At 71.9% G+C, this 15,294-nt stretch carries 14 protein-coding genes and 1 pseudogene; 7 read left to right on the forward strand and 8 right to left on the reverse strand.

Features of this window, described 5'->3' with window-relative positions; genetic code table 11:
- The first annotated feature begins 142 nt into the window (after nt 1-142).
- Complete coding sequence (locus ABD841_RS38780) at nt 143-1,027, forward strand: F510_1955 family glycosylhydrolase (RefSeq protein WP_344982050.1); 885 nt, start codon at nt 143-145, stop codon at nt 1,025-1,027.
- A 160-nt stretch (nt 1,028-1,187) separates the two neighbouring features.
- On the opposite strand, the gene ABD841_RS38785 is transcribed toward ABD841_RS38780, so the two are convergent.
- Both ABD841_RS38785 and ABD841_RS41105 read right to left on the reverse strand, forming a co-directional pair.
- Nucleotides 1,188-1,817: a DUF305 domain-containing protein gene (locus ABD841_RS38785; RefSeq protein WP_344982051.1), complete on the reverse strand. Its 630-nt coding sequence runs from the start codon at nt 1,815-1,817 to the stop codon at nt 1,188-1,190.
- Nucleotides 1,818-1,902: 85 nt separating this feature from the next.
- A complete protein-coding gene (locus ABD841_RS41105; protein ID WP_486389213.1) occupies nt 1,903-2,553 on the reverse strand; it encodes a DUF6153 family protein in 651 nt (216 codons plus the stop codon).
- A gap of 203 nt (nt 2,554-2,756) precedes the next feature.
- Here ABD841_RS41105 and ABD841_RS38790 point away from each other — a divergent pair, with 203 nt between their 5' ends.
- The 5 genes from ABD841_RS38790 (at nt 2,757) to pspAA (ending at nt 8,214) form a co-directional block, all read left to right on the forward strand.
- Complete coding sequence (locus ABD841_RS38790) at nt 2,757-3,053, forward strand: SHOCT domain-containing protein (protein WP_344982052.1); 297 nt, start codon at nt 2,757-2,759, stop codon at nt 3,051-3,053.
- A 257-nt stretch (nt 3,054-3,310) separates the two neighbouring features.
- Nucleotides 3,311-5,899: a heavy metal translocating P-type ATPase gene (locus ABD841_RS38795; RefSeq protein WP_344982053.1), complete on the forward strand. Its 2,589-nt coding sequence runs from the start codon at nt 3,311-3,313 to the stop codon at nt 5,897-5,899.
- Nucleotides 5,900-6,170: 271 nt separating this feature from the next.
- Nucleotides 6,171-6,875 carry a hypothetical protein gene (locus tag ABD841_RS38800; RefSeq protein WP_344982054.1) on the forward strand — a complete coding sequence of 235 codons (705 nt, stop codon included), beginning with the start codon at nt 6,171-6,173 and terminating at the stop codon, nt 6,873-6,875.
- Nucleotides 6,876-7,084: 209 nt separating this feature from the next.
- Nucleotides 7,085-7,939: a PspA/IM30 family protein gene (locus ABD841_RS38805; RefSeq protein ID WP_344982055.1), complete on the forward strand. Its 855-nt coding sequence runs from the start codon at nt 7,085-7,087 to the stop codon at nt 7,937-7,939.
- Nucleotides 7,936-8,214, forward strand: coding sequence for a PspA-associated protein PspAA (gene pspAA, locus ABD841_RS38810; protein WP_344982056.1), 279 nt, complete (start codon nt 7,936-7,938; stop codon nt 8,212-8,214). Before ABD841_RS38805 ends, pspAA begins: the two co-directional genes overlap by 4 nt.
- 317 nt (nt 8,215-8,531) lie before the next feature.
- Here pspAA and ABD841_RS38815 read toward each other — a convergent pair whose 3' ends face one another.
- From ABD841_RS38815 to ABD841_RS38835, 5 genes are all read right to left on the reverse strand, one after another.
- Nucleotides 8,532-10,781 (reverse strand): heavy metal translocating P-type ATPase, encoded by a 2,250-nt coding sequence (locus tag ABD841_RS38815; protein ID WP_344982057.1) that lies wholly within the window; start codon nt 10,779-10,781, stop codon nt 8,532-8,534.
- 258 nt (nt 10,782-11,039) lie between these two features.
- The gene (locus tag ABD841_RS38820) at nt 11,040-11,252 is read right to left on the reverse strand and encodes a heavy-metal-associated domain-containing protein (protein WP_344982058.1); all 213 of its coding nucleotides are present in this window, start codon (nt 11,250-11,252) and stop codon (nt 11,040-11,042) included.
- Nucleotides 11,253-11,286: 34 nt separating this feature from the next.
- On the reverse strand, nt 11,287-11,568 hold the full coding sequence (locus ABD841_RS38825) for a metal-sensitive transcriptional regulator (protein ID WP_344982059.1): 282 nt from the start codon (nt 11,566-11,568) through the stop codon (nt 11,287-11,289).
- A gap of 275 nt (nt 11,569-11,843) precedes the next feature.
- Nucleotides 11,844-12,131 carry a heavy-metal-associated domain-containing protein gene (locus ABD841_RS38830; protein WP_344982060.1) on the reverse strand — a complete coding sequence of 96 codons (288 nt, stop codon included), beginning with the start codon at nt 12,129-12,131 and terminating at the stop codon, nt 11,844-11,846.
- Nucleotides 12,132-12,335: 204 nt separating this feature from the next.
- Nucleotides 12,336-13,001, reverse strand: coding sequence for a DUF305 domain-containing protein (locus tag ABD841_RS38835; RefSeq protein WP_344982061.1), 666 nt, complete (start codon nt 12,999-13,001; stop codon nt 12,336-12,338).
- Nucleotides 13,002-13,844: 843 nt separating this feature from the next.
- On the opposite strand from ABD841_RS38835, the gene ABD841_RS38840 reads away from it, so the two are divergent.
- Nucleotides 13,845-14,804 carry a C40 family peptidase gene (locus ABD841_RS38840; protein ID WP_344982062.1) on the forward strand — a complete coding sequence of 320 codons (960 nt, stop codon included), beginning with the start codon at nt 13,845-13,847 and terminating at the stop codon, nt 14,802-14,804.
- Nucleotides 14,805-14,983: 179 nt separating this feature from the next.
- Here ABD841_RS38840 and ABD841_RS38845 read toward each other — a convergent pair.
- Nucleotides 14,984-15,294: pseudogene (locus tag ABD841_RS38845) on the reverse strand (hypothetical protein); the annotation flags it as partial.

The raw sequence follows: 15,294 nt of genomic DNA on the forward strand, positions 1-15,294 counted from the left end.
CCCGGAGGAGGCGGTGGCGCTGGAGGCGGCGCTGCGGGTGTATCCGCTGGGCGGCCGCGGATGACGACCGCCGCACCACCTCGGCCTTCCGAGCACCCAGGCGACTACGACCATAGATAGTAGATGGGGATAGGCTACTCGCATGGTCTCCATCAGCCGGCGACTCCGTCCGCGCGTGGGCGCAGCCCTGGCTCTTCTGGCCCTTGCCGGTACGGCGTGCGCCGGGGAACCACCACAGGGCGCGACCGCTCCCGCCGATCCCGGGATCGGGCACGTTCACGGCCTCGGCGTCGATCCGGCGGACGGCACCGTTTACGTCGCGGGGCACTACGGCCTTTTTCAGATCCGGTCCACGGACACGGCTCGCCGCGTGGCCGACCGGATCCAGGACCACATGGGCTTCACCGTCGTCGGCCCGAAGACCTTCCTCGCCAGCGGGCATCCCGGCGCGTCCGACGTCGCGTCCGGCGCCTCCCCGCACCTGGGTCTGATCCGCACGACGGATGCGGGGATCACCTGGACGCCGGTGTCGGAAGCGGGCGTCGCCGACTTCCACGCGATCCAACCGGCCGGGGCGGCGCTCTACGCCTACGACAGCCAGACGGGCCGGCTGCGGCGCAGCGGCGACGACGGCAGGAGCTGGACACCGGGAGCCGAGGCGGAGGTGGTCGACCTGGCGGCCCACGCGGAGCGCCCCGACCGCGTGTACGCGACCACACCGGACGGGCTCCGGGTCAGCGAGGACGGCGGTGTGACCTTCACCGCGCTCGCCGGCTCCCCCCTCATGTCCCACGTGGACTCCTCCGGTGAGGACGAGCTCACCGGAGCGGGTGCCGACGGCCAGGTGTACACCAGCAAGGACGGCGGCACGACCTGGCAGGCGTCGGGCCGGCTGCCGGGCCCCGCTTCCGCGTTCACCGCCGTCAACCGGCAGCACGTCCTCGCGGCCCTGGAAGACGGAACCGTCGTGGAGTCAACGGACGGAGGACGCCGGTTCTCCGTCATCTACCGCCCCGCCCGGAGCTGAGCACGCGAGCGGGCCCGGTTCGCCGTCGAGCGGCCGGCGGATCGGAATCACCCGGGTGGTCCGGCGGGGGCGGACCCGCCACCACAGTGCCGGGCCGGTGGCGTCCGGATGCGGACCGCGTCCGGACACCAACGGCGTTCCTACCGGACCACGGCTCGGATCACAGCCGGTCGAGGATCGCCCGCATCTGCTCGATCTCAGCCTGCTGGGCGGTCTCGATGGTCTTGGCGAGTTCCTTGGCCCTGGGATCGATCCCCTGCTCCTGCTCGGTCCTGGCCATCTCGATCGCCCCCTCGTGGTGAGCGATCATCAGCCGGCAGAAAAGCCTGTCGAATTCCGCGCCCCTCGCCGCCTGGAGCTTGGCCATGTCGTCCTCGGTCATCATGCCGGGCATGCCGTGCCCGGCATGCCCACCTTCCGGCGTCGCGGGCTTGCCCCAGGACGTGAGCCATTCGGTCATGGTGGTGATCTCGGGGTCCTGGGCAGCCTTGATCTTCGCCGCCAGTTCCCTCACCTCCGCGTCGGCGGCCCGCGTCTCGGCGAGTTCGGCCATCTCCACGGCCTGCTCGTGGTGCGGGATCATCATCTGCGCGAAGGTCACGTCGGCGTCGTTGAAGGAGGTTGCCGGCCGCTCGCCGGCCGTGGCCGTGGCGGTGGGGGTGCCGCCGGCCATGCCGGCATGACCGGTCGTCGCGTCGTCGCCGCCGCAGGCGGTGAGCAGCGCGAGGGCACCGGCTCCCGCCGCGGCGGTCAGGGCGAGCCTGCGGAGGGTGAATCGGTTGGCGAACATGTCGTGCGATCTCTTTCCGGTTCGTCGTGTCTGCGTGCCGATCGTCTGCGGGCGGGCCGTGAGGCCGCCCGCGGAGGCGGTCGGCCTATATGCGCAGAACCGACAGACACGCGAGACGCAGAGCCGTCCTCCGCGGGGGCGGGCGGGCGACGGACCGCACCGGCGAGACACCCGCGGCCCGCTCCCCCGAACCCCGCCGCGTCCACACCGGCACCATGCCGATGAGGAGAAGGAGGAAGGACGTGAGTACGGCCAGGCAGACAGAGGTCGGATCGAAGGTGGGAGGAGCGCCGCCGGGTCCCGGGCGCAACTGTTCGGGCCGGTGCCCCCGAGCGGCGTGGGGCGTCGCTCCCGCCGTCGGCTCGTGATCGCCGGACCGTGCCTGCGGAGTTCCGTGATGCGCATCGGGGACGGGTGCGAGGACGGCGGGCATGCCGTGTCGCCACCCGTGGTCGAGATGCCCGAGCGTGTGCATCCCGGCGACGCCCAGAACCAGCGCGACGAGAAGAAGCCAGCGCGACGCCGGCGAGGTGGGGCAGCGTGTCGAGCCGTCCATCTTCCTCCCCGCGCCCGCGCTCCGGCCGCTCCGCCGTTTTTCTACGACCAGTAATCGTAGAACACTCGGTGCGGACGTACGGGAGCAAAGCCCTGCGACGACAAGCGCAGCCGGCCGCACCCGGCGGATCGACACCCCGGCGGACCATGCCTCGCCCCTGCTAAAGGGACCTGTGAACATGTCCGACGAGAGGAGCGCACCTCCCGCTCCGGGAGAGGAATCCGCTGATCATCGCGGTATACCGCCCTGCGACGGACCGGCGAACCGACCGTGCCACTGGACGTGGGACCAAGGTCCCCGGCATCGGATGACTATAGAACGTAGTAGGTGATTCCTTTCAGGCGCAGGCTTGAACCGTCAGACCGGAGGGGTCCGATGCCGAGGTGAGGTCCGACACCGATCAGACGGAAGAAGGGATCACGATGATGTGGTACGGCATGGGCGGCTGGGGGTACGTCCTGATGACGATCAGTTCGCTCGCGTTCGTAGCGTTGCTGGTCGCGGCGATCGTGGTTCTGGTCCGTTCCTCGGGCCGCACCGGGCAACGGCAGCCGAGCGCGCCGTACACGCCGCCCACACCGGAGCAGCTGCTCGCCGAACGGTTCGCCCGCGGCGACATCGACGCCGACGACTACCGGCAGCGCGTGGAGGTCCTGCGCACGGGCGGCCGGGCCACCTGAGCCGGCGCCGTCCCGGATACGGGAACGCCGGTGCCGCATCCGGACGCGATGGGCGCGGCAGGCGGCTCCGCCGGCCGCCGGGGCGTCCATTCCCCGGTACGCCCACGCCCGTGCCCACGGGCACCGGCCCCTCCCCTACCGGGAGTGGGTAGATCCGCCACCGGGCCGGATCCGCCGTTCGTGTCTCCAGGTCCGCCGGACACCGGCGACGGGGGAACGCCGGCTCCGGCGCCTCCTGGCGTGAAGGGGGAAGACCCATGACGGATCACACAGACGTCCGGGGAGGCGGCAAGGAGCGCAGCACCGCGATCCTCGACGTCAGCGGGCTGCGCTGGGCCTCGGAGCAGAACGTCGTCACGGCCCGGCTCGGCCGCCGCCCCGGGGTGCTGGAGGTGGAGGTCAACCCGGTCGCCCAGACGGCGACCGTGGTGTTCGACCCGGCCCGCACCTCGCTGGCCGGGCTGCGCGCGTGGGTGGTCGAATGCGGGTACCACTGCGCCGGGCAGTCGGTGCCGTCGCATATCTGCGATCCGATGGCCGAGCCGGACCCGCCGGCGGCGTCCGCCCATGCGGGGCACCCGGTGGCCGCTCCGGGCGCCACTGTGCCGCCGGAGCGGCGCGCGCCCGGTCACGGCACGACCGGTCACCACGCACCCGGTCGCCGCGCGGACGTACGGGACGCGGAGCGCACCGGAGAGGGCGTCGGGCACCCGGCGCGTGCCGGTCACGTGATGCCGCCCGAGCGCGCAGGTCACGGTGCCGGGCACCCGGGCCACGGTGCGACCGAGGCGTTGCCTTCCCCGCACGAGATGATGGGGCACGGTGGGCACGCCGGGATGTCGATGGCCGCGATGGTGGCCGACATGCGCAACCGCTTCCTGGTGGCGCTGCTGTTCTCGATCCCGATCGTGGTGTGGTCGCCGATCGGCACCGAGGTGCTCGGCCTGCGCGTGCCGGTCCCGTTCGGGCTGCGCCGGGACGTGTGGGCGCTGCTGCTCAGCCTGCCGGTGGTCCTCTACTCGTGCTGGATCTTCTTCGACGGGGCGGTGCGGGCGCTGCGGGCGCGCACGCTGGACATGATGGTGCTGGTCGCGGTGGCGGTCGGCGCGGGCTGGCTGTACTCGGTGATCGTGACCCTCACCGGCGGCGGCGAGGTGTTCTACGAGGCCGCCACCGTCCTGGCCGCCTTCGTGCTGCTCGGGCACTGGTTCGAGATGCGCGCCCGCGGTGGCGCCAACGACGCCATCCGCGCCCTGCTCGACCTGGCCCCGCCCAAGGCCGTGGTCATCCGCGACGGCGAGCCGGTCGAGGTGCCCACCGCCGAGGTCGCCGCCGGTGACCTGCTGCTGGTCCGCCCCGGGGCGAAGATCCCGGTCGACGGCGTGGTCGAGGACGGCGAGAGCGAGGTGGACGAGTCCATGGTCACCGGCGAGAGCCTGCCGGTGCACAAGCAGCCGTCCGCCACAGTGATCGGGGCGACCATCAACCGCAACGGCACGCTGCGGGTGCGCGCCACCAGGGTGGGGGCCGACACCGCCCTGGCCCAGATCGTCAAGCTCGTCCAGCAGGCCCAGAACTCCAAGGCCCCCGGGCAGAAACTGGCCGACCGGGCCGCGTTCTGGCTGGTCTTCGTCGCGCTGATCGGCGGTGCGCTCACCTTCGCCGCCTGGCTGCTCCTGGCCGGTGCGCCGTTCGGCGTCGCGGTCCTGTTCGCCATCACCGTCGTGGTCATCACCTGCCCCGACGCGCTCGGTCTGGCGACTCCGACGGCGATCATGGTCGGCACCGGGCTCGGCGCCAAGCGCGGTGTGCTGTTCAAGAACGCGATCGCGCTGGAGACCTCCGCCCGCGTCCAGGTCGTGGTGATGGACAAGACCGGCACCCTGACCAGGGGCGAGCCGGAGGTCACCGACGTCATCACCGAGGGGGTCGGCGAGGACGAGCTGCTGCGGCTGGTGGCCGCGGTCGAGCGGGAGTCCGAGCACCCGCTGGCCGAGGCGATCGTCCGCCACGCCGACGCGCGCGGCCTGGCCGGGGTGCGGGCCGGGCGGTTCGAGAACGTGCCGGGCCACGGCGCCGTCGCCGACGTGGCCGGGCACCGGGTGGCGGTGGGCAACCGGCGCCTGCTGGAGCGCGACGGCGCGGACCTCGGCGCGCTGGGTGCCCACCGGGACGAGGTGGCCGCCGGTGGCCGTACCGCGGTCATGGTCGCGATCGACGGAGTGACAGTCGGGGTGATCGGCGTCGCGGACGCGCCCCGGGAAACCTCGGCGGCGGCGGTCGCCGCCCTGCACGAGCTCGGCGTCGAGGTGGTCATGCTCACCGGCGACAACGCCGCCACCGCCGAGCGGATCGCCCGGCGGCTGGGCATCGACACCGTGATCGCCGAGGTGCTGCCCGGTGCCAAGGCGGCCAAGGTCGCCGAGCTGCAGGCCACAGGCCGCAAGGTCGCCATGGTCGGTGACGGCGTCAACGACGCCCCCGCGCTCGCCCAGGCCGACCTGGGCATCGCCATCGGCGCCGGCACGGACGTGGCGATCGAGACCGCCGACGTCGTGCTCATGCGCTCCGACCCGCTGGACGTGCCCACCGCGCTGCGCATCGGTCGCGGCACCCTGCGCAAGATGCGTCAGAACCTCGGGTGGGCGATCGGCTACAACACCGTCGCGCTGCCCATCGCCGCAGGCGTGTTCGAACCCGCCTTCGGCCTGGTGCTGCGCCCGGAGATCGCCGCGCTGTCCATGTCCGGCTCCAGCGTCATCGTCGCGGTCAACGCCCTCGCCCTCAAACGGCTGCCGCTGCCCTCCCCCGCCGGGACACCACAGGGTGAGGGCGTCCACGCCTGATGCCGGTTCCGTACCGGATGCCGGTGATCGAACGCAGGTCCCGGCGGTCGCGGTACCGCGCCGCGGCCGCCGGCCTGCCCCACCCGAGACCGCGGCCGGTGCCACACTGCCGAACCTGAGCGAACAAAAGACGCAAATGGGTATAAACCAGACAATTGGCCTGGTGGCATGAACCGCAGGCGCACCGGACTCCACCCGGCCACCGATCCACCGGCGACACAGCGGGCCGGTGATCGGCATCGCCGAGAACTCTTGACAACGGGAGGCGACCATGGACGAACGGTCCTGGGAACGTGTGGGCGCGGCCAGCGGGCTGGCGGCCGCGATGCTGCTGGTGGTGGCCTTCGTGGTGGCCCCGGGAGCTCCCGGGCTGGACGCTCGGACGGCCGCCGTCGTCGGCTACCTCGGCGACCGCCGGGCGGGGATCCTCACGGCCTCCCTGCTCGTCACGCTGGCCGCGGTGGCGTTCCTGTGGTTCGTCGCGCACCTGCGGCACGTGCTGCAGCGGGCCGAGGGCGGCGCTGAGGCGTTCTCCCCGGTGGTGCTGGTCTCCGGGGTGAGCCTGGCCACGGTGTGCGCGCTGAGCATGGTGCCGCTCACCGCCATGGCCATGTTGATCGCGCGGCCGGTGAGGGTCGGCGACATCGAGGCGGTACGCGTCCTGTACGGCGTGCACCAGCTCTCCATCGGGCCTGTCGGCCTGCTGGTGGCGCTGTTCGCGGTGAGTACCGGAGCCGCCATGGTACGCCGGGAGCTGGCAGGGCCGTGGTTGGGCTGGGCGGGCATGGCCGTCGCGGTGATCGGGCTGATCGCGGGCGTCGGCAGCTTCTTCGCCGCCCCGTCCGGGATCGTGATGTTCCTCGCCTACGTCCTCGGCATCGCGTTCGCGCTCTGGATCGCCGCCGCCTCCGTGGTCATGCTCCTCCGTCCGGAAGTGGAGCGCGTGACCGCCGCACGCGGGGTCTTCGCCCGCTGAGCACCGCCGAACACCGCCGAACGGATTGCGAGGGCACGCGGAACGGTTCCGGAACCGCTCTCCTCGGCGCCGGGCTCCGGTCCCTTCAGGTCAGGGCCAGAGGTTCGGGGTCAGGGCCGAGGAGACGTCACCACCCGGTGCCGGGAACGCACTGTAGTCAACGGGGGTCTCCGTCCCGGAGCGCCGCCCGGTCGAGGAGGGAGATCGGGATGAGTCTTGCCCGCCGTATCGCGGCCCTGTTCCGGGCCAAGGCGCACCGAGTGCTGGACAGCGCGGAAGATCCACGCGAGGTGCTCGACTACTCCTACTCCAGGCAGTTGGAACTGCTGAACCAGGTCCGCCGCGGGGTGGCGGACGTGGCCACCAGCCGCAAACGCGTCGAGCTGCAGCTGAGCCAGTTGCGGGAGTCCGCGGCCAGGCTCGAAGAGCAGGCGAGGCAGGCGCTGTCCCTGGGCAAGGAGGAGATCGCCCGGCAGGCGCTGACCCGCCGCGCGACCGCCCTGTCCCGGGCGGACGAGCTCCAGGGCCAGTACGCCTCACTCCAGGAGGAGGAGAACCGGCTCACCGCCGCGAGCCGGCGGCTGCAGGCCAAGGTGGAGGCGTTCCGCACCCACAAGGAAGTGATCAAGGCCACCTATACCACGGCCGAGGCGCACACCCGGATCAGCGAGTCCGTCACCGGCCTGTCCGAGGAGATGGGCGACGTCGGGCTGGCCGTCCAGCGGGCGGAGGACAGGACCGCCCAGCTGCAGGCCAGGGCCGGCGCCCTGGACGAACTGCTCGCCTCCGGTGTCCTGGAGGACGCCACGCTGCCCGCGGGACGCGATGACCTCCAGGCTCAGCTGGAGGGGGCCGTCGCGGGCGGCGACATCGACGAACAGCTGGACCGGATGAAGCGGGAGCTGCACGCCGCCCCCGCCTCTGCGGCCCTGCCCACCGCGCCCACCCCCTCGGCCCCGGCCGCCGAGTCCACTCCCTCGGCCCCGTCCGCCGAATCCACCTCTCCGGTCCTGTCCACCGAATCCACCGCCGGCGAACGGCGCGACCAGGAGGGCACATCATGATCGTGCGCATTCTCGGCGAGGGGCAGCTCGACATCGCCGACCAGCACCTGGACGAGCTCAACGCGCTCGACGACCGGCTGCAGGCCGCCGTCGACGCCGGGGACACCGAGGCGTTCACCGGCGCCCTCCAGGCTCTGCTGGACAGTGTCCGCCGCCTCGGCACGCCCCTTCCGGAGGACACCCTGGCCGCCTCGGAACTGGTCCTGCCCGACGAGGACACCACCCTGGAACAGGTGCGTTCACTCCTCGCCGAGGAGGGCCTCATCCCCGGCTGACCGGGACGCCCGTTGTCGGACGCGGCTTCTCCGGCCTCGTCCTCGGGGCAGCCGCGGCCCACGACGCCGGACGCGGGCCGCACGCGCTGCTCGACCTTGCCGTTGCCGGTGTCGCCCTCGATCGTGATGATCGTGCCGTCACCGTCGTCCTTCTCGACCGGGCCCATGTGGTCGATGCCGCTGATGGCCTTGTCGCCGTCCCAGGCGAAGGAGACCATGGCACCCGCCCGGTCCGTCCAGGACCGGTGCCGAGCCCGGACGGACCGGTGGGGCCGCCGGGCGAGCGCGTCGCCCGGCGGCCCCGCACCGGTGTCCTCCTACGTGAAGCTGCGCAGGCGCAGGCTGTTGCCGACCACGAAGACCGAGGAGAACGCCATGGCGGCTCCGGCGATCATGGGGTTGAGCAGGCCGAGCGCGGCCAGCGGCAGGGCGGCCACGTTGTAGGCGAAGGCCCAGAACAGGTTGCCCTTGATGGTGCGCAGCGTCCGGCGTGACAGGCGGATGGCGTCGGCGGCCACCCGCAGGTCGCCGCGGACCAGCGTGAGGTCGGAGGCCTCGATGGCCGCGTCGGTGCCGGTGCCCATCGCCAGGCCGAGATCGGCCTGGGCGAGCGCGGCGGCGTCGTTGACGCCGTCGCCGACCATGGCCACCGACCTGCCCTCGGACTGCAGGCGCTTGACCACGTCGACCTTGTCGGCGGGCAGCACCTCGGCGATGACCTCGCCGATGCCGACCTCGGCCGCGACGGATCGGGCCACGGTCTCGTTGTCGCCGGTGAGCAGCACCGGGGTCAGTCCCAGGGCGCGCAGTTGCCGGATCGCCTCGGCCGAGGTGGGCTTGATGACGTCGGCGACCACCAGGACCGCGCGAGCCCTGCCGTCCCAGCCGACCGCGACGGCCGTACGGCCCGCGGCCTGCGCCTCGGCGAGCGCTCGCTCCAGGTCGGCGGGCAGGTGCTGCGACCATTCGGCGAGCAGCGCCGGACGGCCGACGAGCACGGCGTGCCCGTCGACGACGCCCTGCACTCCCAGGCCCTCGATGTTGGCGAAGTCCTCGGGGACCGGCAGCTCGCCCACTCGCCCGGCCGCACCGCGAGCGATCGCCTGGGCGATCGGGTGCTCCGAAGCGTGCTCCAGGGCACCGGCCAGGCGCAGCACCTCGTCGGCGTCCTCCCCGTCGGCGAGGTGGACGTCGAGGAGGGTCATCCTGCCCTCGGTGACGGTGCCGGTCTTGTCCAGCACGACGGTGTCGACGGCCCGGGTGGACTCCAGCACCTCCGGCCCCTTGATCAGGATGCCGAGCTGGGCGCCGCGACCCGTGCCGACCAGCAGCGCGGTCGGCGTGGCCAGCCCCAGGGCGCAGGGGCAGGCGATGATGAGCACGGCGACCGCGGCGGTGAACGCCGCCCCGGCACCGCCGCCGGTGCCCAGCCAGAAGCCGAGCGTGCCGACGGCCAGGGCGATCACGATCGGCACGAAGATGCCCGAGATACGGTCGGCCAGCCGCTGCACGGCGGCCTTGCCGGTCTGGGCCTCCTCGACCAGCTTGGCCATCTGGGCGAGCTGGGTGTCGGAGCCGACGCGGGTGGCGCGCACGACCAGGCGGCCGCCGGCGTTGACGGTCGCGCCGGTCACCGCGTCACCGGGACGCACCTCCACCGGTACCGACTCCCCGGTGAGCATGGAGGCGTCGACCGCCGAGGAGCCCTCCTCGATCACGCCGTCGGTGGCGATCTTCTCGCCGGGCCGCACCACGAACCGGTCGCCGACCCTGAGCCGGTCGGCGGGGATCCGGGTCTCGACGCCGTCGCGCAGGACGGCGACGTCCTTGGCACCCAGTTCCAGCAGTGCCCGCAGGGCCGCACCCGCGCGGCGCTTGGCGCGGGCCTCGAAGTAACGCCCGGCCAGGATGAACGCCGTCACCCCCGCCGCGGCCTCCAGGTAGATGTTGCCCGAACCGTCGGTGCGCTCGATCGTGAACGCGAACGGGTGGGTCATCCCCGGCATGCCCGCCGTGCCGAAGAACAGCGCCCACAGCGACCAGCCGAGCGCGGCGATCGTACCGAGCGAGACCAGGGTGTCCATGGTGGCGGCGCCGTGGCGCAGGTTCGTCCAGGCGGCCCGGTGGAACGGCCAGCCGGCGTAGACCACGACCGGGGCGGCCAGGGTGAGCGAGAGCCACTGCCAGTTGGTGAACTGCAGCGCCGGGATCATCGCCATGGCGATCACCGGCACGGCGAGCACCACGGAGGTGATCAACCGTTGCCGCAGGGAGGCCAGCTCGTCGGCCGGTTCCGGCTCTCCGGCGCCTTCCCGCGTGTCGTCCGCGGGCGGCTCGGGCAGCGTGGCGGTGTAGCCCGCCTTCTCCACCTCGGCGATCAGTGTCTGCGGGTCCACGTCCTCGGGGAGGAGGACCTTCGCCTTCTCGGTGGCGTAGTTGACCGTCGCCGTGACACCGTCCAGCTTGTTGAGCTTGCGCTCGATCCGGTTGGCGCAGGACGCGCAGGTCATGCCGCCGATCGAGAGTTCGACCGTGCTGTGCGGCCTTTCGCCTGCGAGGGAGGTCATCACCTGCTCCTTGTCTCTCGTCATGCTCGCGTCAGTGGGCGCGGGCGCCGTACGGGCCGGGCGTGGACGGTGTGGCCGCCGGTTCATCGCGGTCTCCGCCACCATCCGCCACGGGGCCGGGGGACGGGGCCGTGCGGGTCGCGTGACCGGTCGCGACGGGCTCGGGACCGGTGGGGGCCACCGCGACGCCGGCTCCCCGGACCCCGCCGGAGATCAGTGCGAGCCCGAGGGTGTGGGCACCCGGCCCGGCCGAGGCGGTCACGACGGAGTCACCACTTCGTATCCCGCCTCCTCGACCGCGGCCTCGATCCGCGCCGCGTCGACCGGGCTGTCACTCCGCACGGTCACCAGGCCGGTGGCCAGGTCCACGTCGACGCCGGTGACGCCGGGAACCCCGCCGACCTCCTCCTTGACGGAGGAGACGCAGTGGCCGCAGGTCATTCCCTGGACGGTGTAGGTGGTGGTGGTCATATCGATCACTTCTTCCGTTCGGTGGTTTCGTCGGTCAGGAACGGACGAGACGGGCGATGGCGTCGGAGGCTTCCTTGACCTTCATCTCGGCCTCGGCACCGCCCTTGGCGGTGGCCTCGGCCACGCAGTGCGCCATGTGCTCTTCCAGCAGGGAGAGAGCGAAAGACTGCAGGGCCCGGTTGACCGCCGACACCTGGGTGAGGATGTCGATGCAGTACTTGTCCTCTTCGACCATTCGCTGCAGCCCGCGGGTCTGGCCTTCGATCCGGCGCAGTCGCCGCAGATGATCCTGCTTGTTCTCGGTGTATCCGTGCATCTCTCCCCCTGGGCCGGCTTCCTCTCCATGGAACGGAATACCCCCCTATAGTATTCCGCCGGCGTGGGCGGGGACGTGCCGCGCACGTCCCCGCACCGTGTCACACCTGTACGGTCTCAGACCGGGTGCCCGTTTCGGCCGGCCACTCCGTCCTGCGTACGGACAGGAGAGCGAGCGCGACCCCAGGGGGGCGGGCGGGCGTCGGGCCGGACCCGCCCCGGGGGTGGGCCCGCATGCCGGCACACGCCCATCGTCCGCCCCCGGGCGAGGTCCCGCTACGGGACTCCGGCGGGCGAGGCGCCGACCACGGCGTAGCCGGCCCGCTCCACGGCCGCACGGATCTCCTCGTCGGAGAAGCCCGCGCCGCTGACCGTGACGGCGCCGGTGGGCAGGTCGACCGCGACCGCGGTGACACCGCCGACCCTGCCGATCTCGGCGGAGACCGACGAGACACAGTGCCCGCAGGTCATCCCGCTGACCGTGTAGACGCTACGGCCGGCCTGAACCTCCACCTCGACCCGGGCGGGGGCGTCCGCGGTGCCGCACGCACATGCCGTGCACATGGACCTCTCCTCTCGTTTTACCCCTGGGGGGTATGTCCAACGCGGATCAATATACCCCTGCCGGGTTCCTATCGCCAAGAGGGTGTTCCCGATATCACCGCGAGGAGGCGCGGAGCCGCGCCGTGGGCGACCGCACACCGGAGGGTCCGTTTCCCGCCCTCCGCGACGGAAACCCCCGGCCGGGGGCACCCGCCGGAATACGGATCACATCCGGTCGAGCATCTTCCGCATCTGCTCGACCTCCGCCTGCTGCGTGGTCTCGATGGTCTTGGCCAGCTCCTTGGCCTCCGGGCTGGCCCCCTGCTCCCGCTCTGTCTTGGCCATCTCGATCGCCCCCTCATGGTGGGCGATCATCATCTGCAGGAACATGCGGTCGAACTCCGCGCCCTTGGCCGCTTCCAGCTTCCGCATGTCCTCGGGAGCCATCATGCCGGGCATGCCGTGGTCTCCCATTCCCTCCGAGGGGGTCGGGGACGGTGAGGGCGTCTCGGGCTCCCCCCACTCCGACAGCCAGCCCGCCATGGTGTCGATCTCCGGCTGCTGAGCTTCTTTGATCTTGGCAGCCAGTTGCCCGACCTCGGGGTTCGTGGCGCGCGTCTCGGCCAGGTCGGCCATCTCCACGGCCTGCCGGTGGTGTTGGATCATCATCTGGGCGAACGCCACGTCCGCGTCGTCGAAGGACGCGCCCGGCTGCCGGGTCGGGGACTCGGCCGGCTCCCGGGTCGGGGAGGCCGCCGGAGCACCGGCCAGGCCGGCGAGCTCGACCATGGCGCTCTCGCTGTTTCCGCAGGCGGTGAGCAGCGTGAGAACACCGGCTCCCGCCGCGGCGGCCGACGCGAGCCTGCGGGGGACGGATCGATTTTCGGACATGGACATGCTCCTTCTGCGCTCCCGGATACCGCCAGACCTTGCCGCGGGCAGGTCTCGGGGACTTTCCCGCGTGCGTCCTCGGTCTGCGGCCGGACCACCGGGAGCCGTCCAGGCGCATCGCTTATGTGCCCGCAGACGAGCCGGATACACGGTCCGGCCTGCGGGTCCCGGCGGCGGGGCCACGCCCGGCGGGCCGGGCGAGCCTGCGCCGCGGCTCCCGGCGAGCCCGGATCGTCCGCAGCGCCACCGGACAGGACTCCGGGCAGCCGGCTCCGCCAGCCCGCCCTCGATTACGGGCCGTCCACATACCGCGATTGGCTACTACCGTATTAAGTAGACAGGGCCCGAGCAGGGCCGGCCCGGGAAGACCGGAGGATCCTCACCGGGGGACGAGTGGGAAACGGGCCGGCGACCGGAACGCTCCTCCCGGCATCCCGGCTGCGGCCTCTCGGCGTTCCGTCCACGGCGGCATTCGGGAACCCACCGGATGTGATGCCATGATCACGTAGGGAAATCGACAGGACAACCCTGCCGTCTACTATGAACAGTAGTCATCCGATCGCGCCGAGAGCACCCCACACCGAGGGAGCCAGCCAGTCGGCGAACGTCCCCTCCGGCCCTCCCGGACCCGCCGTGAACAGCCGTTTCACCCCGGGGGCGGCAACAGTGACCCGTATCCGTAACCCGGGACCGCGTCTGGTCAATGCCGCATCTGCCCGGAAAATACGGAGGAAAATGTGAATAACCAACGCCACTTCTGTAGCATTTCGCCCGACATCCGGGCGATGGAAGGCGTTGCACAGTGGCCGTGGCAGGCATGCGGTGAGATTCGGACGAATTCCTGTGGCGGCAGCCCTCGTGATCATCGCTCTGTTCTCGTCCCTTGACAGGGCGGCCGCCGAACCGCAGCCCACACTCGCTCAGGCCCGGGCGAAACTGGAGAAGCTCAACGACCAGGCCGGCAAGGTCGTCGACCGCTACAACCTGGCCAACGTGCGGTGGAAGAAGGCCAAGAAGAACTACGACGAGCTGAACAAGGCCTACGACCAGCAGCGGGAAACCGTCGACGGCCTGCGCCGCAACCTCGTCACCGTGGCCGTCAGCACCTACCAGTTCGGTGGGCTGAACGGCGGGGCGGGGCTGCTGAACAGCGGCGACCCCGCATCGCTCCTGAGCGGCCTGGCCGCGATCGACCAGATATCGGCCGGGCACGCGGAGTCGCTGCGCGTCTTCGACGCCGCCAACCGGGACCTGAAGGAGCGGTACGACAAGGCCAAGGACGCGCTCACCGAAGCGGACAAGACCCGGGACACCCTGGCAGCGGAGAAGAAGAAGACCAGGCGCCTGATCGCCGAGCAGACGAAACTGCTGCGCAGGCTGGGCGCCTACCGGAGTGGCGACCCCAACAGCCCCGGCATCGAGTACAACGGCCCCGCCTCGGGCAACGCCCGGACCGCGCTGCAGTTCGCCTTCGCCCAGATCGGCAAGCCGTACCAGTGGGGCGGCGAGGGCCCGGGAGGATACGACTGCTCGGGTCTGGCCCAGGCCGCCTGGGCCAGCGCCGGGGTCAACCTCCCCCGCACCACGTGGGAGCAGTGGAGCTGGGGGGCCAGCCGACGGGTGCCCCTGGACCTGAACCAGCTGCAGCCCGGCGACCTGCTCTTCAGCAAGGGCCTGGGCCACATGGGCATATACGTGGGCAACGGCAAGATGGTGCACGCCCCGCGGACGGGTGACGTCATCAAGGTGGTCGACCTCGACGACTACTGGTGGGGACGCCTCCTGGGCGCGGTCCGTCCCTGACGGTGACCCGCCTCTCCGTCCCGGCCGGCGGCCTCCCGGCGGGGAGGCCGGCTGCTTCCCGCGTCGGCGGCTTCCCGCTCACGACGCCCGCGTGACGCTTGACGCTCCCACCTCACGACGCCCGCGTGACGCTCCCGCCGGGGGTTCCGTCAGGGGACATCCCGCCGCCGCCGAAGGCGTCATGCCCTGGTCGACTGGCCGCAGTACCCGCAGAAGTTGTGGGCGAGACCCAGCCGCATCCCGCAGCCCGTGCAGTACTTCTGCCTGGCCGTGCCGGGTGACCCGGCACCGGAGTCGTGAGTGACCGCTTCGGGCCGGCCCGGAGCGGTGGAGCCCCTGGACGGCGGAGGGAAGGAGCGCCCGGCCACGTTCGCGGGATCGGCCTTCTCCCGGGACGTCGGCTGCGCCGGCACGAGCGGCGGGCGCAACGGCGCGGGCGGCGGGCCTGGCTGCGGCCGTTGCGGTGCGGGCGGCGGGCCCGGCCGTTGCG

Origin of the sequence: Streptosporangium fragile, from assembly GCF_039534445.1 — a bacterium.
In the GTDB taxonomy this organism is placed as follows: Bacteria; Actinomycetota; Actinomycetes; order Streptosporangiales; family Streptosporangiaceae; genus Streptosporangium; species Streptosporangium fragile.